The following is a 23,065-nucleotide window of genomic DNA, read 5'->3' as shown; positions in this document are numbered from 1 at the left end:
AAAAAACATCGGGCAATATTGCCTCAAATTTCAGGCTTTACTGCCTAAAAATGAATGCAGGTGCTTTTTGCTTAGTCCTGCATTCATTGTCATGGAAAAATTAGCACTTAAGCGAAGAAAGTAACTGCGTATTTACTTCGAGCAGCGAGTTAAGTTTTTTGTCAGCGATTGCCCAGCGAGGATCATTCGCGTAGGCGGCGTCGGGAACGGCGATACCTTTCATTTGCGCGGCTTTCGCTGCAAGTAGGCCATTGACCGAGTCTTCAAAAGCAATGCAATGCTGAGGAGCTACACCTAGTGCGTCAGCGGCATTGATATAGACTTCAGGATGGGGTTTGCCATAGCGCAGAGTTTCAGCTGACAGTACTGCGCTGAATTTGTCTTCAAGCGATAGGGCTGCCAATGTTGAGGTTATCAACTGCATGGGTGACGATGAAGCAAGGGCTATTTTTAATCCGGCAGCTTCACAAGCTGCAATGGCCTCGATAACACCAGGCAGCATGGGTTTATGCTCTTTTACTAGCTCTTCAACACGCAAGACGACCATGTCGGTTACTGCTGAAATGCTATGCTCTTGCCAAGGTTGCTTGGCATACCAGTATTCAACAACCTGATCGATACGCAATCCCATCGTTTGGTGTGTATCTTCAGTGGTAATGTTGACGCCTAGGGATGAAAATATTTCGACTTGGGCTTGTTGCCAGAATGGCTCGGAATCGACCAGCAGGCCATCCATATCAAATACAGCTGCTTGTAACATTGTGCGGTTCTCTGGTAGGGGACTGATATGTAAGTATTGATAAACTAACATAATAACCCTTTATGCCCAAGACTAATCGAGGTATCCTCAGTCGCCAATAAGCCCTAGTTTCCGCATTTCCTGTTCAGCCTGAGTAATGTAGCTACCACCAAATAAGTTACAGTGATTAAGGATATGGTAGAGGTTATACAGGGGCTTACGTGCGATATAGCCCTCGTCTAACGGCCAGATGGATTGGTAGCCGTCATAGAAAGATGTCGGGAAGCCTCCGAATAGTTCAGTCATTGCGATGTCACATTCACGATCCCCCCAGTAACTCGCCGGGTCGAAAATGATCGGACCATCAACGGTTAGCGCCGTATTACCATGCCATAAATCACCATGCAGCAAAGAGGGCTTGGGTTGATGGTGCATCAATAGGTTGATGACTTTGGCTGTGATCGTATCAATGCTGGCAAAGTGGATGCCTTTTTCACTACAAAGTTGTAATTGCCAAGCAATACGTTGCTCGGCGAAAAAACGACACCATTTGCGACGCCATTGGTTAGGTTGAGGGGTCAGGCCAATATAATTGTCCAGATCAAAACCGTATTCGACTTGCTCTCCCCAAGCATGCATATTGGCTAGCTGCTGTCCGAGCTCGAAGGCTGCTTGATCGTTGATTACCTTAGTCGGTAAATAATTCAATATTAGGAAGGATTTATCCTTAGCTGTCCCGATATGGATGAATTGTGGGACTGCGATGCAGTCAGTTTCATTGAGTAAGCGCAAGCTATCGGCTTCAGTTTCGAATGTCGCCAGTTGGTCGCGATCGTTGATTTTCACAAAATAGCGTTCTTGGCCATTTCCTATGCAATAGCAGGCGTTGATGTCACCGCCTTCAACGGGTTCCCGTTCTGTGATTTGAAACGGCTTACCGAGTACCTCGGAAAGTTGGTGTGAAATCGCTTGCCACATAGCATCCTCCACGAAACATCAATCTAGGTGAGGGGAAAATAACCTCTCAAACATAGTAGACTATTTATGGTATTAAGAATTAGGCATTTATCATGCTTTTACCGATGCTGTGCCTTTCATCACGCTTGAATGAGAGTGGACGTACGGAAAATGCCATTATCTTAATGCGTACTTGGCAGTAATCCGGTTGGCATAAGTTGATGAAATTTTGCCTCGGCAACGAGGATTGTGGCTTGTTCTATATCCGGAGCAAAATAGCGGTCTTTGTCGTAGAAGCTGACACGGGCACGTAACATGGACTTGGCTTGTTCTAACCGCGGTGAGCTTCGGTTGGGTAAGCGAAAGTCCAGCCCTTGGCTGGCGGCAAGTAATTCGACCGCGATTATTCCCCGGGTGTTGTCTGTCATATCGGCAAGCCGTCTGCCGGCAAAGGTGGCCATTGATACATGATCCTCTTGATTTGCCGAGGTTGGCAGACTGTCGACGGACGCGGGATGGGCAAGAGTTTTGTTTTCGCTGGCAAGGGCTGCAGAGGTGACTTGTGCAATCATGAACCCGGAATTAACGCCGCCGTTATTCACCAAAAATGGTGGCAGCTTGCTTAGATTGCTGTCAATAAGCAGTGCCGTGCGTCTTTCTGATAGACTGCCTATTTCTGCAATAGCCAGAGCGAGGTTATCGGCCGCCATCGCCACCGGTTCGGCATGAAAGTTCCCGCCAGAGAGGATCTCTGTGTCGTCGGCAAAAATAATAGGGTTATCTGAGACAGCATTGGCTTCGATTCTCAATACCTCCGCCGCCTGGCGAATTTGTTGCAAACAGGCCCCCATGACTTGTGGCTGGCAGCGAAGTGAGTAGGGATCTTGTACTTTGTCACATTGCTGGTGGGATAGGCCTATTTCGCTATGCTCATCAAGAAGGTGACGGTAAGCCCTCGCAGCATCAATTTGGCTTTGGTGACCACGAGCCTGATGTATCCGTTTGTCAAAAGGCTTTCTGCTGCCTAAAGCAGCATCGACAGACATAGCGCCGCAAACCGTTCCGGCAGCATAGAGATCCTCGGTAGCAAAGAGTCCCTCAAGGGCAAATGCCGTGGATGCTTGGGTGCCATTAAGCAAGGCCAACCCTTCTTTGGGGGCGAGGGTCAGTGGGGTTAGCCCTGCGATTTTTAGAGCGGCATCACCCTTGATGATCTCTCCCTGGTATCGAGCCTGGCCTTCACCAAGCAGTACGGTACTCATGTGAGCCAGTGGCGCGAGATCACCGGACGCACCAACGGATCCTTTTTGGGGAATACAAGGATAAACGTCGGCATTGAGCAAGCGGATAAGAGAATCGACGACTAGAGGCCGGATCCCTGAATATCCACGGGCCAAACTGTTTATTTTAAGTACCATCATCAAGCGGACGGTGTGGTCTGCCATAAAATCACCAATCCCAGCGGCATGGGAAAGGACAATGCTACGCTGAAGAATCTCGAGATCCTTCGCATCGATGTGGGTGTTGGCAAGTAATCCGAAGCCGGTATTGATACCGTATACTACTTGTTCTTCTGCAATTATTTTCTCGACGATTCGGATACTTTCTGCCATTTTTCCATAAGCACTACGATGGAGTGACAGTGTCACGCGATTCCGGCTGACCATCCGTAATTGGGTCAGTGACAGTTCACCCGGTTTGATTTCTATGTGGGGCATATCATTATCCTTTTGCTTATTTATTCTTTTTTTTCATTAGCATAGGTAAATCAAGCGAGTGCTCCTCTGCGCAGCGTATGGCAATGTCGTAGCCTGCATCGGCATGGCGCATAACGCCGGTTGCCGGATCGTTGTGCAGGACCCGTTGGAGCCGTTGGTCTGCGTCGGTTGTGCCATCACAAACGATGACCATGCCAGCATGTTGGGAAAACCCCATACCAACGCCTCCGCCGTGGTGCAGTGATACCCAAGTAGCGCCAGATGCGGTATTGAGCATGGCGTTGAGTAGTGGCCAGTCGGATACTGCATCTGAGCCATCGAGCATATTTTCGGTTTCGCGATTGGGGCTGGCAACAGAGCCTGAATCGAGATGATCCCGCCCGATCACAATAGGGGCATTTAGTTCGCCATTCCTGACCATTTCATTGAAAGCTAGCCCGAGGCGAGCTCGATCTTTCAGTCCGACCCAGCATATCCGTGCTGGCAGTCCTTGGAATTGGATCTTTTCTTGCGCCATGTTGATCCAGTGATGGAGTTGGGGGTTGTGAGGGATCAGTTCTTTGACTTTTTGATCCGTTTTGTAGATGTCATCAGGATCGCCGGAAAGGGCTGCCCAACGAAATGGCCCGATGCCTTCGCAGAATAATGGGCGAATATAGGCCGGGACAAAGCCCGGGAAATCAAAAGCATTGGTGATCCCTTGCTCGAAGGCCATTTGGCGGATGTTGTTGCCGTAGTCGACGGTAGCGGAACCGGCTTGCTGCAAAGCGAGCATTGCCTTGACTTGATTCGCCATCGATTGTTTGGCTGCTGCGATGACGGCTGCCTCATTCGTTTTCCTCATTTCAACAGCGTGTTTGAGTGTCCAGCCTTGCGGCAAATAGCCGTTGAGGGGGTCATGGGCGGAGGTTTGGTCTGTGGTACAATCGGGGACAATGCCTCGGGCTACAATTTCTTCAAAGATATCAGCAGCATTACCGAGTAAGCCGACAGAAATGGGAGCATCGATATGTTGACTGTGCACGATGAAAGATAGCGCTTCGTCAAGCGAGGTGGCTTTTTTATCGAGGTAGCCAGTTCTTATTCGGTAATCAATACGGGATTCATCGCACTCGACGGCGATCAACGAAAAACCAGCCATCGTTGCCGCGAGAGGTTGTGCACCACCCATTCCCCCCAATCCGCCCGTGAGGATCCAGCGTCCTCTTGCGTCACCATTGAAATGTTTTCGGGCCATAGCAGCAAATGTTTCATAAGTGCCTTGGATGATCCCTTGTGATCCAATATAGATCCAGCTGCCAGCGGTCATCTGGCCGTACATCATCAAGCCTGCTTTATCGAGCTCGTTGAAATGCTCCCAGTTGGCCCAATGGGGAATAAGGTTCGAGTTTGCGATAAGTACTCTGGGTGCATTGCTGTGGGTTTTAAATACGCCTACCGGCTTGCCTGATTGGATGAGTAAGGTTTCATCAGACTCGAGCCGTTTTAGCACATCGATAATTTTGTCGAAGCATTCCCAGTTGCGTGCGGCTCGGCCTATCCCACCATAGACAACCAAAGCATGAGGATGCTCGGCGACATCAGGATGTAGATTATTCATCAGCATCCGGAGTGGTGCTTCCGTGAGCCAGGATTTTGCGTTGAGCTGTGAACCTGTTGGCGCAAATATTTTTCGGTCTATGTCAAAGCGGTCGCATGAAGGGGGGGAAGTAGGCATAAGAGCTCTCCTTTGCTATCGGCTAAAGGCGCGGGCGATCGTCCAAACTAGCCGCGCGGCCAAGCGTGCGGTCTGACCATCAATGTCAAACCTTGGGTTATATTCGGCGATATCGGCGACCAGTATTTTGCTTTCGCCAGATTGGCTTTTGGCATCAAGAACAATATGGAGTAGCTGGTCGACAACGGTTGGTGGTACACCGTAAGTGGCAGGGGCACTGACACCGGGGGCGGCAGATGCTGGGAATACATCCATGTCGATAGTCAGGTACAGGTAATCAGATTGCTGGATAAACAACGATAGTTTTTCACTAACGGCTGCAATATCACTGGCGTTTAATTCATTATCCTCAACATAGAGCACACCAAGCTGGTCGGCTTTCGAAAATAGTGCTTGGGTGTTACTGGCTCTGCTGATCCCAAGGCATGCATAATGGAAAGGCCAGTTTTGCAGTTCACAAAAGCGGGCTATCTGGTGGAAGGGGGTGCCTGAGCTACCTTGTTCTACCTGAGTTTGAACTGGGGGATTGCGCAAATCAAAGTGGGCATCGAAGTTGATAATCCCCACGGTTGGAGGATGGCATGTATATTCTTGTGCAGTAAGTGGTTCAGGTTGCTGTTTTTGCAGCAAGTAGTTGCCTATCCCTTGGAATGTACCCCAAGCAACCTCGTGGCCGCCTCCCAGAACAATGAGTCGGTGACGTTGCCGTAGCGACTGGCAGACATCTTCGCTGAGACGGTATTGTGCAAGGGACAAATTACCGTCATCACATCGGATATCGCCACCATCGTAAATTGGCTTGTTATGGTGCCAAGCCAGATTGGCGAGGGCTCGTTTGATGGATATCGGCGCATCGTAGGCACCGATTCTGCCTTTGTTGCGGGCTACGCCTTCATCACAAGCGAACCCCAGAATCATGATGCCCTCATCGTTGGCATCCTCTGCGGGTTGGATGAGTTGATGCCAACGTAAGCCCTGATCACCGTCTTCGGGATCACTGCGACCTTGCCAAACAGACATATCACTAGGCATATTGTCCTCCAGAATACTGTCCTACAGCCTGTGGGAAATAGTGGCCGTCAACAATACGTGCCGTGAGATCAGGTACGCCGATGCAATAAGAGAGCTCAGCGGGGTGCGAGAGTCGCCAAATAGCCAGATCTGCTGCCATACCAACCCGTATTTCACCTCTGTCATGATCTAAGCCTAGGGCCTTGGCGGCATGAATGGTGACACCACGAAGGCATTCTTCAGGGGTGAGCCTGTAAAGCGTACAAGCCATATTCATAATGGTTCGCAAAGAGGCGATAGGCGAAGTCCCCGGATTGAAATCACTGGCAATCGCCATGGGAACGTCGAGCCTGCGGAGTTGATCGATAGGGGGAAGTTGGGTTTCGCCCAAGAAATAGAAAGCGCCAGGGAGCAGTGTCGCCACAGTGCCGCAAGCTGCCAGTGCCGCTACGCCCTCGGTATCGAGATACTCTATGTGGTCGACAGAATAGGCGCCTAACCGAGCGGCGAGGGCACTGCCACCCATATTTGAAAGCTGCTCGGTATGGCCTTTGATTGCCAGCCCGTAATTCCGAGCTGTTTCGAATACGCGTCGGCACTGCTGGGGTGTAAAAGCGATTTTCTCACAAAATACATCAACAGCGTCAGCAAGACGTTCGTTAGCGACGGCTGGAATAATCGCTTGGCAGATATGGTCGATATACCCATCGGCATTGCCGGTAAATTCAGGTGGGATAGCATGGGCGGCAAGCAGTGTCGTTACAACTTTGATATCGGCCTGCTGGCCAAGCCTACGGGCAACTCGCAACATCTTACATTCGTCCGCAAGGGTCAGGCCATAACCTGATTTAATTTCAATGGTAGTTACGCCATTATTCTTGAATCCTTGCAGGCGTTCATTGGCGAGTTGGTAGAGCGTTTCCTCGCTTGCTTCACGAGTTGCGCTGACGGTAGCGAGGATCCCCCCGCTTGATTCGGCAATGGTTTGGTAGGACACACCAGAGAGTCGTTGTTCGAATTCACGAGCACGGTTGCCGGCAAAGACAAGGTGGGTATGACAGTCGATAAGTCCAGGGGTAATGAGCTGTCCCTGAACATCAATTGTGGTGATTGTGCTGGTGGATGACAGCGCCTGCAGGCAACGTTTCTTGTCGCCTATTGCAGCGATAAGACCGTTGTGGATTGCGATAGCCGTTGCCGTGCTTGGGGCGTATCCCGTTTCCCCCGGTGTTGCAGATGTCAGGTTGGCATTGGTGATTAGCAGTCCCATCACGGTCTCCTTTGCGGGCATATACAAATAATTGAAATTTAATGGGTATATTGAACATAGTTGAAAATTAATCGGGGCAAAAAAACGGTGTTGAAGTTTGTGGGGTTACGCAACTTTCAAGCGACCCCCTTGATTGAAGCGCCTGTATTGGGTAATGGTGTTTTGAATTAATGGGTGCCAAACGGATTAGCGGCAAAAAGGACAAATACGTATGTTCAAGAAAATGATGGCTTCATTGGGTGTTGGTGCAGCAAAGGTTGATACTGTGCTTGAACAAACCAGTGTATTCCAAGGTGAGTCTCTGCGCGGATTGGTCAAGATAACAGGGGGAGATGTCGAGCAGCATATCGACGCGATTACAATTAAGCTCAACTGTGAAATGAAAGTTGAAAGCGACGATAATGGTGTGAGCTATCAGACGATTACCCTCGGACATGTTTGCGCGACGGAACCCTTTGAGATAGGGGCGGGAGAGGAAAGGCATGTTCCGTTTACCCTCCAGTTGCATGATGAAATACCGGTAACGGCCGTTAATGCCCGTTACAATCAGTGCAAAGTCTGGCTGGAAACCGAACTTGATATTGATTTTGCCCTTGACCCGAGTGATCGCGATTATATTGAGATCAAGCCGCTGCCTGTGGTCGAAAAGATAATATCAATTATTGAGCAGGCCGGTTTCGAAATGGTCAAGGCGGATGTGGAAAGCGGCTATTGCCGAGGTAATGGATTTGAATCTGTATCCGGTTGCTATCAAGAGTTGGAGTTTAGTAATGGCGCTTTCTTGGATAAGAAAGAGATTGAGCTGACATTTATCCTTAATGGAAATTATGTTCATTGCCTGACAGAAATTGATCGGCGTTTTAGCGGCGGTGACCAATATCGTTCATTTACTCTATCGCGGTCAGCTACTGAAGGGGAGATCCGCCAAGCCCTGTTACCTACGTTGGGTTTATAATTTCGGCAAATAAGGCGCGTAGCAGTGATCACTGATAAGTGCTTATTGGTGCTTGACATTTCAAGGAGAAAATCCTTTATCCTCCCTGTAAATTAAGATTGCAATATTGCGCTTTATTATTATGCCAATTATTCGCCGCGAACGTAACTCGCGGCGAAATGCGCTTTGCATTATAAAAATGAGCTAGGTACAATTCGGTCTTCGGCACGTTCCGGTATTCGTATTACTGAGTGACGGTTGCCGAGCCTTCATTTTTCTCTTTTCAACATGTGTTGCTTGGTATGCAACACCACTGTAAAGGATATATACATGCCTGTAATTACTCTTCCTGACGGTAGTCAGCGTCAATTCGATAACGCCGTATCTACTATGGACGTTGCAATGTCAATCGGCCCTGGTCTGGCAAAAGCCTGTATCGCTGGTCGTGTAGATGGTGAGCGCGTTGATGCGTGTGATCTAATCGAAAATGACGCAAGCCTTGAAATCATCACAGCCAAAGATGAAGATGGCCTGGAAATCATCCGTCACTCATGTGCTCACCTTCTGGGTCATGCTATCAAGCAGCTTTTCCCTGATGTGAAAATGGCGATTGGTCCAACAATCGACAACGGTTTCTACTACGACGTAGACCTAGAGCAATCGCTGACTCAAGAAGATCTTGACGCGATTGAGAAGCGCATGATTGAGCTTGCTAAAACCAAGTACGATGTCATCAAGAAAAAGGTCAGCTGGCAGGAAGCACGTGATACGTTTGAAGCACGTGGTGAAACCTACAAGATGGAAATTCTAGACGAGAACGTTTCACGTGACGATCGTCCAGGTCTTTACCATCACGAAGAATACATCGACATGTGTCGCGGTCCACACGTTCCTAACATGAGCTTCTGCCAGCACTTTAAACTGCTGAACGTTGCTGGTGCTTACTGGCGTGGTAACAGCGATAACAAGATGTTGCAGCGTATCTACGGTACAGCATTTGCCGATAAGAAAGCCCTGAAAGCTCACCTGACTCGCCTTGAAGAAGCCGCTAAGCGTGACCACCGTAAACTAGGTAAGCAACTTGACCTGTACCACATGCAGCAAGAAGCACCTGGTATGGTATTCTGGCACCACAACGGCTGGACTGTATTCCGCGAGCTAGAAGTTTTCGTTCGTGACAAGCTGAACGAATACGGCTATCAGGAAGTTAAAGGTCCTCTAATGATGGACCGCGTTCTTTGGGAACGTTCTGGTCACTGGGACAAGTACGCAGAGAACATGTTCACGACGTCTTCTGAAAACCGTGAATATGCAATCAAGCCAATGAACTGTCCGGGCCACGTTCAGATCTTCAACCAAGGTCTGAAATCATACCGTGATCTGCCATTGCGTATGGCTGAGTTCGGTTGCTGTCACCGTAACGAACCATCAGGTGCGCTTCACGGCCTGATGCGTGTACGTGGCTTCACACAGGATGATGCACATATCTTCTGTACTGAAGGTCAGGTACAACAAGAGGTGACATCTTGTATCAAGATGGTTTATGATACCTATCAGACATTTGGTTTTGATAACATTGTAGTTAAGCTATCAACTCGTCCAGAGAAGCGTGTTGGTTCTGACGAAATGTGGGACAAAGCTGAATCTGACCTGAAACTTGCTCTTGGCTCTATGGATATCCCATATGAAATTCAAGAGGGCGAGGGTGCGTTCTACGGTCCTAAGATCGAGTTTACACTGCACGACTGTCTAGATCGTGCTTGGCAGTGCGGTACAGTTCAGTTAGACTTCGCACTACCTGAGCGTCTAGGCGCTACTTACGTAGGTGAAGATAACGAGCGTCATACGCCTGTTATGATCCACCGTGCTATCCTTGGTTCTCTAGAGCGCTTTATCGGTATTCTAATCGAAGAGTACGCGGGCTTCTTCCCTACTTGGTTGGCACCACAGCAGGCTGTTGTAATGAATATTACTGATAGCCAAGCGGAATATGTACAACAAGTAGTCGAAAAACTTCAAAAATCTGGAATTCGTGTCAATGCGGACTTGAGAAATGAGAAGATTGGCTTTAAAATCCGCGAACATACTTTGAAGCGTGTACCTTACATGCTTGTCTGCGGTGACAAAGAAGTCGAAGCAGGCGAGATTGCAGTACGTACTCGCAAGGGTAAAGATTTGGGTAAATATAAGATTGATGATCTTGTTGCTTTCTTGCAGCAGGATATTAGCAGTCGCACACTCAATGTTGTGGAGGAATAAGGTATTAAAGGCACAAAAAGAACCCAAGCACCAGCTAAGCAGAATGCACACCGTCTAAATGGCGAAATCCGCGGAGTACGCGAAGTGCGTCTGACTGGTATTGATGGTGAGTCAATCGGTGTTGTTTCTATCGAAGAAGCAATGGAAACTGCTCATGAGGCTGGTGTCGATCTGGTTGAAATCAGCCCTAATGCCGAGCCACCTGTTTGTCGTGTGATGGACTATGGTAAGTACCTGTTCGAAAAGAGCAAGGCTGCTAAAGAGCAAAAGAAAAAGCAGAAACAAATCCAGGTAAAAGAAGTTAAATTCCGTCCTGGTACAGACGAAGGCGATTATCAGGTAAAACTGCGCAACCTGAGTCGCTTTTTAGAAGAGGGCAACAAGGGTAAAGTCACACTACGTTTCCGTGGTCGTGAAATGGCCCATCAGAGTCTTGGTATTGACCTTCTAAACCGTATTAAAGAAGACTTGATCGACCTAGCAGTTGTAGAAAGCTTCCCTAATAAGGTTGAAGGTCGTCAAATGACGATGATGCTTGCCCCTAAGAAGAAGTAATTACGGCATTCAAGTAGCATAAGGCGCTGCTTAGCTGCAGCGCTTTTTGTTCGCCTGATTACTATGTTATTAACATTCAACAATGCGGAGTCTCATCATGCCTAAGATGAAATCCAACAAAGGTGCTGCTAAGCGTTTTAAGAAAACTGCTGGTGGTTTCAAGTTTAAGCACGCAACTAAGCGTCACATCCTGACTAAACGTACTACTAAGAACAAGCGTCAGCTACGTCCAAATGCAATCCTTCCTAAGTGTGAAGTGGCTGCAGTTGCTCGCATGCTTCCGTTCGCTTAATAGTTTTTCAGTATTTACATTTAATTAGTTAGGAGTCTCCTATGCCTCGCGTAAAACGTGGTGTACAAGCGCGTGCACGTCACAAGAAAGTTCTAAAACAAGCTAAAGGTTACTACGGTGCACGTTCACGTGTTTACCGCGTAGCTTTCCAGGCTGTTACTAAAGCTGGTCAATACGCTTACCGTGACCGTCGTCAGAAGAAACGTACTTTCCGTCAACTATGGATTGCACGTATCAACGCTGCTGCTCGTCAGAATGGTATGTCTTACAGCCGTTTGATCAACGGTCTGAAGAAAGCGTCTATCGAAATCGATCGTAAGATCCTTGCTGATATCGCTGTATTCGACAAAGCAACTTTCACAGTGCTTGTTGAGAAGGCAAAAGCTGCTCTGTAATTTTACAGTTTAGTTTTTACGGAAAAGGAGAGCTTCGGCTCTCCTTTTTTCATTTTTACCATTTATCCCAAGACCCATATCATTCCCTTCATGCCTTGAAGCTGTCTTGTCGTCTTTCTAGATTCGCCTGTAGCTCGAACCCCTGTAGCTCAAACTAATGCTTTCTCCCAATTCTGCATATTGGGGAGAACTCGGGTATACAAATCTACTCTTTGATGAGATACCAACATATTCACATCGCTCTGTGTATTTGTGCCATTCGATCGTATGGTACCCGTTGTGATGGCTTTCACGCTTAAGCTGGTGTACTCACATGCGTTCATATATTCCCCTTAGCACCTGTCAGGTTGCTATTGAGTTTGGTGCGAGCAACGTTGGGCAAGCAACGGTAACCTTGGCATTTGAAATCGATAAAACGAACACAGTTTACCAGTCTGTTGTACAGGCACAGGTGAGCGATAGCGGGCAGACTGGAAATTGCGCCAATGAATGGCAAGCAGGCCAAGTATACAATAAGGGGAATGTCGTGTTCTGGCAAGGCTCCCTATGGCAGGCGCAGTGGTGGAATCAAGGGGCAGATCCTACTCAGTCAGGGCCTTGGGGCGTATGGCAGCAGGTGAATGGCAATGGGTGTGATAACCCTGATCCAACCCCCGATCCTACTCCTGAGCCACCCGTACCTGTGCTGACACCTGATCCTGAGCCAACACCGCCTGTTGGTGGCAATGCTTACGTTGCCGGCGGTAGTTATCAGCCCGGTGATATTGTCACCCATAACGGAGCATCCTACCAATGCCGAGCGTGGCCGAATGGCCTCTGGTGTTCGTCAAGCCCTGTGCATTATGAGCCGGGACGTGGGGTCGTGTGGCAAGATGCCTGGACGCGGCTCTAAATGTATTGCTAGCAAGCGGGTCGGTGATTGCCTGACGTAAAGGAGACTTTAATAGCTGCGTACTATCAGCGATGCGAGTGTCGATAGTACGCAGTATTTTCTCTTGGCCTGCCAGCTGGCGGGTGATTTTATCGAGATCTTTTCCTACGTGCCGATGATGGTGTATTAAGTCCGTGTATTCTTTAGGTTTGGTACTGGCAGTGGCCGCTGCTTGCTCAATCTGATTGGCGGCTAGTTGTTGTTCTTGCTGGCGTGTTGTGACCATTTCTGCTCGTTGCTCTATTTTGTGTATGAGTATGCTTCGCAGCAGCCGGAGCTGCTGCAATTGCTTGGCCAGCGAGTGTACTGTGATATTGAGCGTAGAGTCTTGCTGATACCTCATGACGGTTTAATCACCGATATCGTTAAGGATTTGCGCTGTTTTGGCTTCTTCAATTTTATTGATAAGACGATGTGATTCCGCATTGTCCCGCACAGCCTTACTTAGGGTAATCGTGGCACTGACAAGAAATAAGCTGCAGATGCTGTAGTAGCCTTTGATAAGCAGGTCGCCCGGTAGTTTGATGATACTGATCGTCATAGCAATTACGGCAATGATAAAGGTCGCTTTCGCATAAACTAGCCAGTATTTATCTTGTTGTTGGAACATAATCTATCTCCTTGATAAGTTTGTTTGAAAATGATGTGTTGATTGATTTTTTCCTCAATCGAACAGTGTTTTTAATTTAATGGGTTTATTTGAACAATGCAAGGGTTACCCGAAAAAAAATGTGGAAATAATGCTTGGGGAAAATGTTAGTTGTAGGTAACAACCGGTAGCTAGCCATGCTGGCTCGATGGATTTCGGGTGTGTAGAGGAGGGGCTGGATAGCAGGGGGAGTGTGATGAATTTTGGTCAAGAGTGTGGAAATGACGGAGGGAATTGAATAAAGGCGTTTTTTTTTCATCCAATATTGTCGATTTAGTACGATTGGATTTGGATTTGGACGGATGTTTCTTTAGTATGTATCGTTACGCGAATTTATATCTCCCTAAAGGACGCCACCTGTAGGTGGATGAGGAAACGATGCAACATCTAGACGAGATTATTGCCAACGCAACGGCAGCTATTGAGCAGGCTGATTCATTAGTCGCTCTGGACGAAGTGCGTGTCCAGTACCTGGGCAAAAAGGGTGAACTAACCCTTCAACTACAAAGCTTGGGCAAACTGCCACCAGAAGAACGTCGCGAAGCGGGTCAAGAGATCAACAAAGCGAAAGGTGCAGTGCAACAAGCCATTACAGCACGTAAAGATGCTCTTCAGCGCGCTGAGCTTGAAGCGAAACTGGCTGCAGAAACCATTGATGTCACTCTGCCAGGTCGCCGTATTGAAAACGGTGGCTTACACCCAGTTACGCGTACCGTTGAGCGTATTGAACAGTTCTTTGGTGAGCTAGGCTTTAACGTTGAGTCTGGTCCTGAAATCGAAGATGCATTCCATAACTTCGACGCACTGAACATCGCTGCTGATCACCCTGCGCGTACCGATCACGATACCTTCTTCTTCAACCCTGATTTGATGCTGCGTACTCACACGTCGGGCGTACAGATCCGTACGATGGAAAATGGTAAGCCACCATTCCGTTTCATCGCACCGGGCCGTGTATACCGTAACGATTACGATCAGACTCACACGCCAATGTTCCACCAGGTGGAAGGTATGCTGGTTGACGAGAACGTAAACTTTGCGCAGCTGAAAGGTATTCTGCACGACTTCCTATGCAACTTCTTCGAAGAAGAAGTTGAAGTTCGTTTCCGTCCTTCTTACTTCCCGTTTACCGAGCCTTCAGCTGAAGTTGACGTGAAAGGCAAGAACGGCAAATGGCTTGAAGTCCTAGGCTGCGGTATGGTTCACCCGAACGTACTTCGTAGCGTAGGCATCGACCCTGAGAAATACTCTGGTTTCGCATTTGGTATGGGCGTAGAGCGCCTGACTATGCTGCGTTACGGCGTAAACGATCTGCGTGCGTTCTTCGAGAACGACCTGCGTTTCCTAAAACAATTCAAGTAATTCAGGGTCCCGAGAGGAAAAATAATGAAATTCAGCGAATCTTGGCTTCGTGAGTGGGTTAACCCTGCGGTTACCACTGATGAACTAACTCACCAAATCACTATGGCTGGCCTAGAGGTAGACGACGTACTGCCTGTTGCTGGCTCTTTTACTGGCGTTAAAGTTGGCCAGGTTGTTGAGTGCGCTCAGCACCCAGATGCAGACAAACTGCGCGTAACCAAAGTAGATGTTGGCGAAGAAGAATTGCTAGACATCGTTTGTGGTGCGTCTAACTGCCGTCAGGGTCTTAAAGTTGCTGTAGCGACAGTTGGTGCTGTACTACCTGGCGATTTCAAGATCAAGAAAGCCAAACTACGCGGTCAGCCATCACACGGTATGCTGTGCTCGTTCTCTGAGCTGGGTATTGATGTTGAGTCTAACGGCATCATGGAGCTGGCAGAAGACGCAGTGAATGGTACTGACTTCCGTGAGTTCCTAGGTCTGGATGACGTTACTGTTGATGTTGACCTGACTGCAAACCGTGCTGACTGTTTTAGCATTCGCGGTATGGCTCGTGAAGTTGGTGTTCTAAACCGCGCTGACGTAACTGAGCCTGCAGTTGAAGCTGTTGCAGCTTCAATCGAAGACACTGTATCTATCGACGTGAAAGCACCGGCTGCATGTCCACGTTACCTTGGCCGTGTGGTTAAGAACGTGAATGTTCAGGCTGAAACTCCACTATGGATGCAGGAAAAGCTGCGCCGTTGTGGTATCCGTTCAATCGATCCAGTTGTTGATATCACTAACTTTGTTCTGCTAGAGCAAGGTCAGCCAATGCACGCATTTGATCTGGCTAAGATCGAAGGTGGCATCGTGGTACGCTTGGCAGAGCAAGGCGAGAAGCTGACGCTGCTAGACGGCACTGAAGCTGAACTGAACGCTGACACACTGGTTGTTGCAGACCACAACAAAGCACTGGCTATCGCCGGTATCTTTGGTGGTGAGCAGTCTGGCGTTACGACTGAAACGAAAGACGTACTACTAGAGTGTGCATTCTTCGCTCCGGATCACATCCGTGGCCGCGCACGTAGCTACGGTCTGCACACTGATTCTTCAATGCGTTTCGAGCGTGGTGTGGATTACGCACTACAAGTGAATGCAATGGAGCGTGCAACGGCACTGCTTGTTGAAATCTGTGGCGGTGAAGTAGCGCCTGTTGTGGCGGTTGAGTCTGAAGCAGATCTGCCTAAGCCAAACAAAGTTGTACTTCGTCGTACTAAGCTAGACAACCTACTGGGTCACCACATTGCAGATTCAGACGTGGTTGAGATCCTAGAGCGTCTAGGCATGACCGTTGAAACAACGGCTGAAGGTTGGGAAGCTGTTGCACCAACATGGCGTTTCGACATCGCGATTGAGCAAGACCTAGTGGAAGAAGTTGGCCGTATCTACGGTTACGACAACATCCCTAACCAGTCGCCAGTGGCTGCTCTAAGCATGAACGATCACAAAGAAGCGGATCTACCGCTGAAGCGTGTACGTAACCTGCTTGTTGACCGTGGTTACCAAGAAGCGATCACTTACAGCTTCGTTGAGCCTGAGCAGCAGAAACTGGTTGTTCCTGGTGTTGAGCCATTGATCCTGCCATTCCCAATTTCTGCGGAAATGTCAGCAATGCGTCTTGGCCTGATCCAAGGTTTGTTGAACACTGTTGTTCACAACCAGAAGCGTCAGCAGCCTCGCGTTCGTCTGTTTGAATACGGCCTACGTTTCATCCCTTGCGAAACCGCTGAAAACGGCATGCGCCAAGAGCCAATGCTTGCTGGTGTTATTGCTGGTACGCGCAGCGAAGAGCACTGGGATATCGAAACCAACACCGTTGATTTCTTCGATCTTAAAGGTGATCTAGAAGCGATTCTAGAACTGTCTGCTAACGAGAAAGCATACTCATTCGCAGCAGTTAAGCACCCAGCACTTCACCCAGGTCAGTCTGCGGCTATCATCGTAGACGGCAAAGAAGTGGGCGTGATTGGTACGGTTCACCCAGAACTTGAGCGTAAGTTTGGCCTAAACGGCCGTACTATCGTGTTCGAAATCGAATGGTCTGCGATCAACACTAAAGTGATCCCAGAAGCCGTTGCGCTATCTAAGTTCCCGGCAAACCGTCGTGATATCGCCGTGGTTGTAAACGAAGGTGTTGCCGCTGGTGATGTCGTTGAAGCATGTCTTGCCAATGGTGGTGAACTGCTGAAAGACGTAAATCTGTTTGATGTTTACCGTGGTAAGGGTGTAGAAGAAGGCAATAAGAGCCTTGCTATTGCCCTGACACTTCAGTCAGCAGAACGTACACTGGAAGAAGCAGACATTGCAGCCGCAGTTGAAGCGATTGTTGCTGAATTGGCATCACGCTTTGGTGCATCGCTACGTGACTAATTGTTCAGACTAGCTCAAAAGTATTAGAGCTAATTTGCTGATTAATCAATGCATAGCAATAGAAAGCAGCCCTATGGGCTGCTTTTTTTTGATCTAAATCTAAGAATGCAAAATTTTTGTAACCCAGCAATTATTCCTATTTCAACCTATGGTTGTAGATATATATATCGCAAAATGAGTGAGTTATGGTCGATTTTGTCAAAAGTCATTCGTTTTAAGCGTGATAGGGGTGACAGAAGGAGCACAATGCTGCTAGAAGAAATCAATGATTTGACACGAACTTAACGTAAAAAAGTTGGCGGAAATCAGGAAGTTGGCTTAAACTTGTCTCTAGTTAGGACTGAAGCATTAATCGTGTGTAGATCACATGGTGTTGTTAAGGCTCAGACCAGCTAGACTGATTCGCTGCAGGTATAGTGATTGCTATGGCTGCGATCCATTCAACATAGTCTTGAGGGAATTATCTATGGCGCTCACAAAAGCCGATTTGGCTGAGAACCTGTTTGAAAATGTTGGGTTAAGCAAACGGGACGCCAAGGATACGGTGGAAGTCTTCTTTGAAGAAATAAGGAAAGCTCTGGAACATGGCGAGCAAGTGAAGTTATCAGGTTTTGGTAATTTTGATTTGCGCGACAAGAATGAGCGTCCCGGAAGAAACCCGAAGACGGGAGAGGATATTCCAATCTCCGCTCGTCGTGTTGTGACTTTCCGTCCAGGTCAAAAATTGAAAGCTCGCGTAGAAAACATCGAAATCGAAAAGTAATCGCGACTTTTGTGTGAATAAGAACCCAAGCAAGGTGTGTAGAACTTGCTTGGGTTTTTTATTGCCTAAAGTCCACGATAGCGTGACCTAGGTAATAAAGATGTTACCGAGTTGTATTGCAATGGTGTCTATGGATGCGGGCTAAGGTATCATAGTGGCATTAATCTTGAGCGAAGGGAGTACGTTCAATGGGAATGTTGCATTTAACCCAAGAAGGACAGTTTGTAGCATCGGCTCTGGATATGGATTTGCCAGTAGAGACTGGAACATGGAAAACATTGACAGGTGTGCGTTGCAGACTTTGGGGGCGGGGGATATTAGTTTGTGATCCTCCTGCGGCAACGGTATCAGAGCATGAGGTCGTATTGTCTTGTGGTGTTCATGGTGATGAAACCGCCCCGATCGAGTTAATTGACCGTTTGGTAACGCAAGTGTTGGTCGGAGTGTTAGTGCCCGCACACCGCTTGCTATTTATTGTCGGTCATCCTGAAGCGATACAGCACCACCAGCGTTATCTCACCGAGAACATGAACAGATTGTTCAAGGGCCCTAACAGCGCTGCTAATTTAGATTGCTGTCGTGCCAATGAACTTCAGCAGGCCGTCAATCGCTTTTTCGGTCAGCCCGAGGCGCCACGGCAAGAGGCGACGCGCTGGCATTTGGATCTCCACTGTGCGATCCGTGATTCGGCCCATTACACCTTTGCTGTTAGTCCGGCAACGGAAAATCCCACCCGCCATTCTTCGTTATTTGCCTTTTTGGAAGCGGCATGTATTGAAGCCGTATTATTGTCTCAAACGGCCTCGCCAACCTTTAGTTGGTACAGTGCCGAATATTTTTCGGCACAAGCATTAACGTTGGAACTCGGTAAAGTAGCTCAATTTGGTCAAAACGATTTGCAACAACTGGCAGGCTTTTATCAGGCCCTAGAAAAGTGGGTAACGGGTTCACTGTGTCTATCGTCGTGGGATGGTTATTATCCGCAAGTATATAAAGTGACACGGACCTTGGTTAAGAAAAGTGAGCATTTCGCATTGAATTTCCCTAGCCATCAGGCAAATTTTTCATTTTTTGAGCAAGGAGAGCTATTGGGAACTGATGTGGGAGTGGAATATCTATCATTGGCAGGAGGGGAAGCTATCGTATTTCCCAATGCCAATGTTGCTGTTGGTCAGCGGGCATGTTTATTGGTGAAAAAGACAGCGGTTGTTTCCAACGGTCAAGTACATGCTGTCAATGATTGAATGCTAATTTATAGAATTCTCATGGAGTAATCAGTCTGCTGCGTCTCAAGCAATTTGGGTATAAATATCAGTTGCCTAGTTATCCTTGCTTTTCATTTTATAGGTGAAAGGGTAAGGTAAGCGGACAAGTCCAATCGTGAAAGTCTAATGTTGTTAAATGAATTGATCAGCCACCGACAGGCCCGGTGGCGACGCGCAGGCTATATTGCTGCTGCGATGTTGCTGGTTGCCGTTTTCTTTGCTTTGGCCGTGGGGGAGATCTTTATCTGGCCTTGGTCACCATCTGGCGATATCGAACAAAAGCTACTGTTACAGCTGCGTTTTCCTCGATTGTTGGCTGCTTTGGCAATTGGCGCCTCTTTGGCCTCCTCTGGCGCAGTTCTTCAAGTTTTGCTCGGTAACCCTTTAGCCGAACCCGGTGTCTTAGGGATCTCTGGCGGAGCCAGTTTGGCATTGGTTATTGTGCTGTTCATCCTTCCTTTTTCCCCTGGCCCAATGGTGATGATGATTGCAGCGATGCTGGGGGCGATGGCCTTTACTTTGGTGCTTGTTGGTTTGTCGCGCCGGCGTAAGGTATCAACCGCCCGGTTACTGCTCATTGGTGTCGCATTGGGGATATTATCCGGTGCGGTTGTTACCTGGGCGTTTTATTTCAGTGATGATTTGAACTTGCGGGTACTGATGTATTGGCTAATGGGAAGCGTTGCGGGTGTCAGTTGGGCCCAGCTGAGTTTGTTGTTTGTCGTTGTGCCGGTGTTGGTGTGGTTGTGCAGCAAAGGGCGAACCTTGGATATTCTGATGCTTGGTGAGCATCAGGCCCGCCAGCTTGGTTTGGATGTAGATCGTTTCCGATGGCGTTTAATTTTGGTGGTGTCTTTGCTCGTTGGAGCCGCCGTTGCACTTGGCGGAGTGATTGGTTTTATCGGCTTGGTTGTTCCTCATTTGATCAGACTGGCATTGGGAACCGAAAATCGATACCTGCTGCCTTTATCTGCATTATGTGGGGCGATATTGTTGGCATCGGCCGATACGCTAGCCAGAGTGATGCTGCCTGCCGCAGAGCTTCCGGTGGGGGTCGTGATCACGACAATCGGAGCCCCGGTATTTATCTGGATGCTGCTTCGTTCACAGTTTGATTAGGCCAAATACCATGTCTGATAAATTCCAAACCTCTTCTGTGGTACTTAGTGCGAAAAATCTAGCCATGCCGCCTCGGTTACTGCCCGTCTCCTTTGATGTGCGCCAAGGTGAAATCGTTCATCTGATTGGCCCTAACGGTAGCGGGAAGAGTACCGTGCTGTCGATCGTTTCGGGCTTGGGAGAAGGGGACGGTGAGGTGACCCTCTCGGACCAGAATATTAAGAAGTTGGATTTGTCTCAACTGGCAAGGCAGCGTTGCTATCTGGCCCAGCAAGACAAGCCCGCATTTGCCGTTGGTGTCTATCACTACCTTGTGTTGTCGTTATCGGCGTTGGGGGATGTACCGATATCTCAGGTTGAAATGGCACTGGAAGAAATATGCGATGCACTGAAGATCACAGATAAGCTCAGTCGTACAATCCAGCAGCTATCAGGTGGTGAGTGGCAACGGGTCAGGCTTGCTGCCGCTTGCTTGCAGGTATGGCCGTCGCTGAACCCAGAAGCACGCCTGCTGTTATTGGATGAGCCTGCTGCAGCACTGGATATTGGCCAAGAAGCAATTATGTATCAATTGGTAAGAAAGATGGCTGCTCAAGGTATTGCTGTGGTCATGGCAAACCATGATTTGAATCGCACCTTGCGTGAAGCCGATACCGTGCTGTTACTTAACAATGGTTCTTGTGTCGCTAAGGGTACGCCGAAAACTGTGATGACGGTTGATAGACTTCAAAGTGTATTTTCAACTCAAATCCAGCGTATTGAGCATCAGGGGCAATCTTGCCTGCTGTTTACTGATTAACGACTCGGAACATATTTATTATTGCAGCCTGCGAAGAATGGGCAGGCTGGCTACAAAAGGAGACACCATGACGACACCTAGTTGGGATCTTTCTGCTGCCTATCAGGATCTGAATGATCCGCAAATTTCTCAGGACCTAACCTTCGTTGAGGCAAAGCTGCCGGAGTTGGTTGCGTTGGATTCGGCATCAGTTGCAGGCGTAACGGCTGCGGTATTGATATTCGCCGAGCTGAAGGTCAAGCTTCATACATTGTATACCTTCAGTAGCTGTATTTTGTCTGTTGACGCGACGGATGTCGGTGCCAAGAAGCTACAAGGGCAGGTGAATAGCCTGCTGTCGCGCTTAAGTCAGTCATGGACACCGTTTGAGCAGGCGATTATTAATTTCGATGATGCCCAGTTCGAGGCGTTGTTGGCCGATAATGAGGTGGCAGACTGGCGCTTTGGTTTCGAACGCAGCCGGTTGCTGAAAGCGCACCAGCTCACGATTGGCGAAGAGCAGTTGCTGACGGCTCTGGATCAGGACGGTCGACTGGCATGGGGACGCCTGTACGACAATATTACCGGTTGTCTGAAAGTCACCTTGACATTGGCAGACGGTACGCAGGAAACAATGGGACTATCACAGGCTGCCAGTATTATTTATGGCGGTGATGCGATGCGCCGTGAGCCGGCATGGCGCGCTATTGCAGAGGCGATGACTGTGCATCAGGAAAGCTTTGCCGCGATCTTGAATGCGTTGGCCGGGGCTCGCCTTACCGAATATGAAAAGCGCAGCCATACTAAACCGATGCATTTTCTGGATCCGAGTTTGCACGGTAGCCATATCGAAAAGGCCACACTGGATGCCATGATGGGAGTTGCCAAGGCCAACCGTGGCGTAGGCCAGAAGGCCGGTTTGCAAATGGCAAGGCTATTCGGGACGTCAACGCTCAAGCCTTGGGATGAGCAGGCATCGATGCCTGCATTGTCAAACACATCCAGCCAGACCTACAGCTTTGCTGAAGGCATCGCTATTATTCGCGAGGCCTTTGCTGGGGTCGATCCAGAGATGGCTGAGTTTGTCGATATGATGGTTGAGCAGCAACTTATTGATGCCGCACCGCAGCCGAATAAGCGTTTGGGTGCCTACTGCACGAAATTGGCCAGTAGCCGAACCCCGTTGGTTTTTATGACATGGGGGGGCAGTATGTCAGATATGCTGACTCTGGCACATGAACTGGGCCATGCATTTCATAACTGGGTTATGCGTGACATGCCATTGGTTAAAACCAAATACCCAATGACCTTGGCCGAGACCGCTTCCATTTTTGCCGAGAACGTTGTACGTGACGCTTTGCTAGAAAAAGCCACCAGCGAAGAAGAAAAATTGCTGATGCTGTGGGAAGAAGCCCAGTCGGCATTGGCACTTTTGGTCAATATTCCGGTTCGCTACGAATTTGAAAAGGCGTTTTACGAGCAGCGTAGCGGCGGTGAGTTCACGGCTGATCAGTTCAAGGCGTTAATGTCTGAAACATGGCGTGAATGGTATGGCGATGCCATGGACGAAACCAATGAGATGTTCTGGGCCAGCAAGCTTCACTTTAGTATTGCTGAAGTGAGTTTCTATAACTACCCATACCTATTTGGTTACCTGTTCAGCAAGGGGGTCTATGCCCAGCGAGAAGCCAAAGGCGCGTCTTTCTATGACGACTATAAAGCCTTGCTGCGTGATACTGGCTCAATGACAGCAGAAGAGGTGGTTGCCAAGCATTTAGGGATGGATATTCGTGAAGCGGCTTTCTGGCAGCAGAGTGTCGATATGATTGCCAAGCAGATTGATGAGTTTGAGCAATTGCTAGATAGCCTTGGTAAATAATACCGATTGGATAACAACGCCCAGCCATGTGCTGGGCGTTTTTTTATGCGTAATTTATCT

Annotated in this window: 20 protein-coding genes; 13 read left to right on the top strand and 7 right to left on the bottom strand. The window is 48.5% G+C overall.

All coding sequences use genetic code 11. The features are described 5' to 3' along the window. Nucleotides 1-100: 100 nt before the first annotated feature. From hxpB to hutI, 6 genes are all read right to left on the bottom strand, one after another. The gene (hxpB, locus tag ABT56_RS19340; protein ID WP_047880560.1) at nucleotides 101-760 is read right to left on the bottom strand and encodes a hexitol phosphatase HxpB; all 660 of its coding nucleotides are present in this window, start codon (nucleotides 758-760) and stop codon (nucleotides 101-103) included. 87 nt (nucleotides 761-847) lie between these two features. Continuing rightward, entirely contained in the window at nucleotides 848-1,717 is an 870-nt protein-coding gene (locus ABT56_RS19335; protein WP_047880559.1) for a fructosamine kinase family protein, read from the bottom strand. 161 nt (nucleotides 1,718-1,878) lie between these two features. Further along, the gene (gene hutH, locus ABT56_RS19330) at nucleotides 1,879-3,414 is read right to left on the bottom strand and encodes a histidine ammonia-lyase (RefSeq protein WP_047880558.1); all 1,536 of its coding nucleotides are present in this window, start codon (nucleotides 3,412-3,414) and stop codon (nucleotides 1,879-1,881) included. 16 nt (nucleotides 3,415-3,430) lie between these two features. After that, a complete protein-coding gene (hutU, locus tag ABT56_RS19325; RefSeq protein WP_047880557.1) occupies nucleotides 3,431-5,131 on the bottom strand; it encodes a urocanate hydratase in 1,701 nt (566 codons plus the stop codon). A 15-nt stretch (nucleotides 5,132-5,146) separates the two neighbouring features. After that, nucleotides 5,147-6,163: a formimidoylglutamase gene (hutG, locus tag ABT56_RS19320; RefSeq protein ID WP_047880556.1), complete on the bottom strand. Its 1,017-nt coding sequence runs from the start codon at nucleotides 6,161-6,163 to the stop codon at nucleotides 5,147-5,149. Beyond that, complete coding sequence (gene hutI / locus ABT56_RS19315) at nucleotides 6,156-7,412, bottom strand: imidazolonepropionase (protein ID WP_047880555.1); 1,257 nt, start codon at nucleotides 7,410-7,412, stop codon at nucleotides 6,156-6,158. Before hutI ends, hutG begins: the two co-directional genes overlap by 8 nt. A 211-nt stretch (nucleotides 7,413-7,623) precedes the next feature. Here hutI and ABT56_RS19310 point away from each other — a divergent pair, with 211 nt between their 5' ends. The 6 genes from ABT56_RS19310 to ABT56_RS19285 all read left to right on the top strand — a co-directional run bounded on the left by ABT56_RS19310 (nucleotide 7,624) and on the right by ABT56_RS19285 (nucleotide 12,739). Continuing rightward, nucleotides 7,624-8,367: a sporulation protein gene (locus ABT56_RS19310; RefSeq protein WP_047880554.1), complete on the top strand. Its 744-nt coding sequence runs from the start codon at nucleotides 7,624-7,626 to the stop codon at nucleotides 8,365-8,367. Between the two features lie 309 nt (nucleotides 8,368-8,676). Next, the gene (gene thrS / locus ABT56_RS19305; protein ID WP_047880553.1) at nucleotides 8,677-10,605 is read left to right on the top strand and encodes a threonine--tRNA ligase; all 1,929 of its coding nucleotides are present in this window, start codon (nucleotides 8,677-8,679) and stop codon (nucleotides 10,603-10,605) included. Between the two features lie 3 nt (nucleotides 10,606-10,608). After that, nucleotides 10,609-11,160, top strand: coding sequence for a translation initiation factor IF-3 (gene infC / locus ABT56_RS19300; protein ID WP_047880552.1), 552 nt, complete (start codon nucleotides 10,609-10,611; stop codon nucleotides 11,158-11,160). Between the two features lie 97 nt (nucleotides 11,161-11,257). Beyond that, on the top strand, nucleotides 11,258-11,452 hold the full coding sequence (gene rpmI / locus ABT56_RS19295) for a 50S ribosomal protein L35 (protein ID WP_036832349.1): 195 nt from the start codon (nucleotides 11,258-11,260) through the stop codon (nucleotides 11,450-11,452). Nucleotides 11,453-11,493: 41 nt separating this feature from the next. Continuing rightward, on the top strand, nucleotides 11,494-11,847 hold the full coding sequence (rplT, locus tag ABT56_RS19290; RefSeq protein ID WP_005367388.1) for a 50S ribosomal protein L20: 354 nt from the start codon (nucleotides 11,494-11,496) through the stop codon (nucleotides 11,845-11,847). 313 nt (nucleotides 11,848-12,160) lie between these two features. Beyond that, nucleotides 12,161-12,739 (top strand): carbohydrate-binding protein, encoded by a 579-nt coding sequence (locus ABT56_RS19285; protein ID WP_053062574.1) that lies wholly within the window; start codon nucleotides 12,161-12,163, stop codon nucleotides 12,737-12,739. A 388-nt stretch (nucleotides 12,740-13,127) separates the two neighbouring features. Here the strand turns inward: ABT56_RS19285 and ABT56_RS19280 are convergent, their stop codons facing one another. Further along, the gene (locus ABT56_RS19280) at nucleotides 13,128-13,388 is read right to left on the bottom strand and encodes a YiaA/YiaB family inner membrane protein (protein WP_047880551.1); all 261 of its coding nucleotides are present in this window, start codon (nucleotides 13,386-13,388) and stop codon (nucleotides 13,128-13,130) included. A 417-nt stretch (nucleotides 13,389-13,805) separates the two neighbouring features. Between ABT56_RS19280 and pheS the strand changes: the two genes are divergently transcribed. The 7 genes from pheS (at nucleotide 13,806) to ABT56_RS19245 (ending at nucleotide 23,005) form a co-directional block, all read left to right on the top strand. Further along, entirely contained in the window at nucleotides 13,806-14,789 is a 984-nt protein-coding gene (pheS, locus tag ABT56_RS19275; RefSeq protein ID WP_047880550.1) for a phenylalanine--tRNA ligase subunit alpha, read from the top strand. Between the two features lie 24 nt (nucleotides 14,790-14,813). Next, nucleotides 14,814-17,201 carry a phenylalanine--tRNA ligase subunit beta gene (pheT, locus tag ABT56_RS19270; protein WP_047880549.1) on the top strand — a complete coding sequence of 796 codons (2,388 nt, stop codon included), beginning with the start codon at nucleotides 14,814-14,816 and terminating at the stop codon, nucleotides 17,199-17,201. Nucleotides 17,202-17,667: 466 nt separating this feature from the next. Beyond that, nucleotides 17,668-17,964 carry an integration host factor subunit alpha gene (gene ihfA, locus ABT56_RS19265; RefSeq protein WP_047880548.1) on the top strand — a complete coding sequence of 99 codons (297 nt, stop codon included), beginning with the start codon at nucleotides 17,668-17,670 and terminating at the stop codon, nucleotides 17,962-17,964. 188 nt (nucleotides 17,965-18,152) lie between these two features. After that, nucleotides 18,153-19,208: a succinylglutamate desuccinylase gene (locus ABT56_RS19260; protein WP_047880547.1), complete on the top strand. Its 1,056-nt coding sequence runs from the start codon at nucleotides 18,153-18,155 to the stop codon at nucleotides 19,206-19,208. Nucleotides 19,209-19,355: 147 nt separating this feature from the next. Continuing rightward, nucleotides 19,356-20,348 (top strand): vitamin B12 ABC transporter permease BtuC, encoded by a 993-nt coding sequence (btuC, locus tag ABT56_RS19255; protein WP_047880546.1) that lies wholly within the window; start codon nucleotides 19,356-19,358, stop codon nucleotides 20,346-20,348. Nucleotides 20,349-20,385: 37 nt separating this feature from the next. Further along, nucleotides 20,386-21,147, top strand: coding sequence for a vitamin B12 ABC transporter ATP-binding protein BtuD (gene btuD / locus ABT56_RS19250; RefSeq protein ID WP_084722420.1), 762 nt, complete (start codon nucleotides 20,386-20,388; stop codon nucleotides 21,145-21,147). Between the two features lie 67 nt (nucleotides 21,148-21,214). Continuing rightward, nucleotides 21,215-23,005 carry a M3 family oligoendopeptidase gene (locus ABT56_RS19245; RefSeq protein ID WP_047880544.1) on the top strand — a complete coding sequence of 597 codons (1,791 nt, stop codon included), beginning with the start codon at nucleotides 21,215-21,217 and terminating at the stop codon, nucleotides 23,003-23,005. Nucleotides 23,006-23,065 lie beyond the last annotated feature (60 nt).

Source organism: Photobacterium aquae (genome assembly GCF_001029445.1).
Lineage (GTDB): Bacteria > Pseudomonadota > Gammaproteobacteria > Enterobacterales > Vibrionaceae > Photobacterium > Photobacterium aquae.
Note: the sequence above shows the minus strand (reverse complement) of the source record. Positions and strands in the feature narration are given on the sequence as shown.

Coding starts and splice junctions, on each gene's coding strand:
- ABT56_RS19335 (WP_047880559.1), bottom strand. CDS start 1,717: ATGTGGCAAGCGATTTCACACCAACTTTCCGAGGTACTCGGTAAGCCG.
- hutH (WP_047880558.1), bottom strand. CDS start 3,414: ATGCCCCACATAGAAATCAAACCGGGTGAACTGTCACTGACCCAATTA.
- btuC (WP_047880546.1), top strand. CDS start 19,356: ATGTTGTTAAATGAATTGATCAGCCACCGACAGGCCCGGTGGCGACGC.
- thrS (WP_047880553.1), top strand. CDS start 8,677: ATGCCTGTAATTACTCTTCCTGACGGTAGTCAGCGTCAATTCGATAAC.
- ABT56_RS19280 (WP_047880551.1), bottom strand. CDS start 13,388: ATGTTCCAACAACAAGATAAATACTGGCTAGTTTATGCGAAAGCGACC.
- ABT56_RS19245 (WP_047880544.1), top strand. CDS start 21,215: ATGACGACACCTAGTTGGGATCTTTCTGCTGCCTATCAGGATCTGAAT.
- ihfA (WP_047880548.1), top strand. CDS start 17,668: ATGGCGCTCACAAAAGCCGATTTGGCTGAGAACCTGTTTGAAAATGTT.
- rplT (WP_005367388.1), top strand. CDS start 11,494: ATGCCTCGCGTAAAACGTGGTGTACAAGCGCGTGCACGTCACAAGAAA.
- pheT (WP_047880549.1), top strand. CDS start 14,814: ATGAAATTCAGCGAATCTTGGCTTCGTGAGTGGGTTAACCCTGCGGTT.
- ABT56_RS19310 (WP_047880554.1), top strand. CDS start 7,624: ATGTTCAAGAAAATGATGGCTTCATTGGGTGTTGGTGCAGCAAAGGTT.
- hutG (WP_047880556.1), bottom strand. CDS start 6,163: ATGCCTAGTGATATGTCTGTTTGGCAAGGTCGCAGTGATCCCGAAGAC.
- ABT56_RS19260 (WP_047880547.1), top strand. CDS start 18,153: ATGGGAATGTTGCATTTAACCCAAGAAGGACAGTTTGTAGCATCGGCT.
- ABT56_RS19285 (WP_053062574.1), top strand. CDS start 12,161: ATGCGTTCATATATTCCCCTTAGCACCTGTCAGGTTGCTATTGAGTTT.
- hxpB (WP_047880560.1), bottom strand. CDS start 760: ATGTTACAAGCAGCTGTATTTGATATGGATGGCCTGCTGGTCGATTCC.
- rpmI (WP_036832349.1), top strand. CDS start 11,258: ATGCCTAAGATGAAATCCAACAAAGGTGCTGCTAAGCGTTTTAAGAAA.
- hutU (WP_047880557.1), bottom strand. CDS start 5,131: ATGCCTACTTCCCCCCCTTCATGCGACCGCTTTGACATAGACCGAAAA.
- pheS (WP_047880550.1), top strand. CDS start 13,806: ATGCAACATCTAGACGAGATTATTGCCAACGCAACGGCAGCTATTGAG.
- hutI (WP_047880555.1), bottom strand. CDS start 7,412: ATGGGACTGCTAATCACCAATGCCAACCTGACATCTGCAACACCGGGG.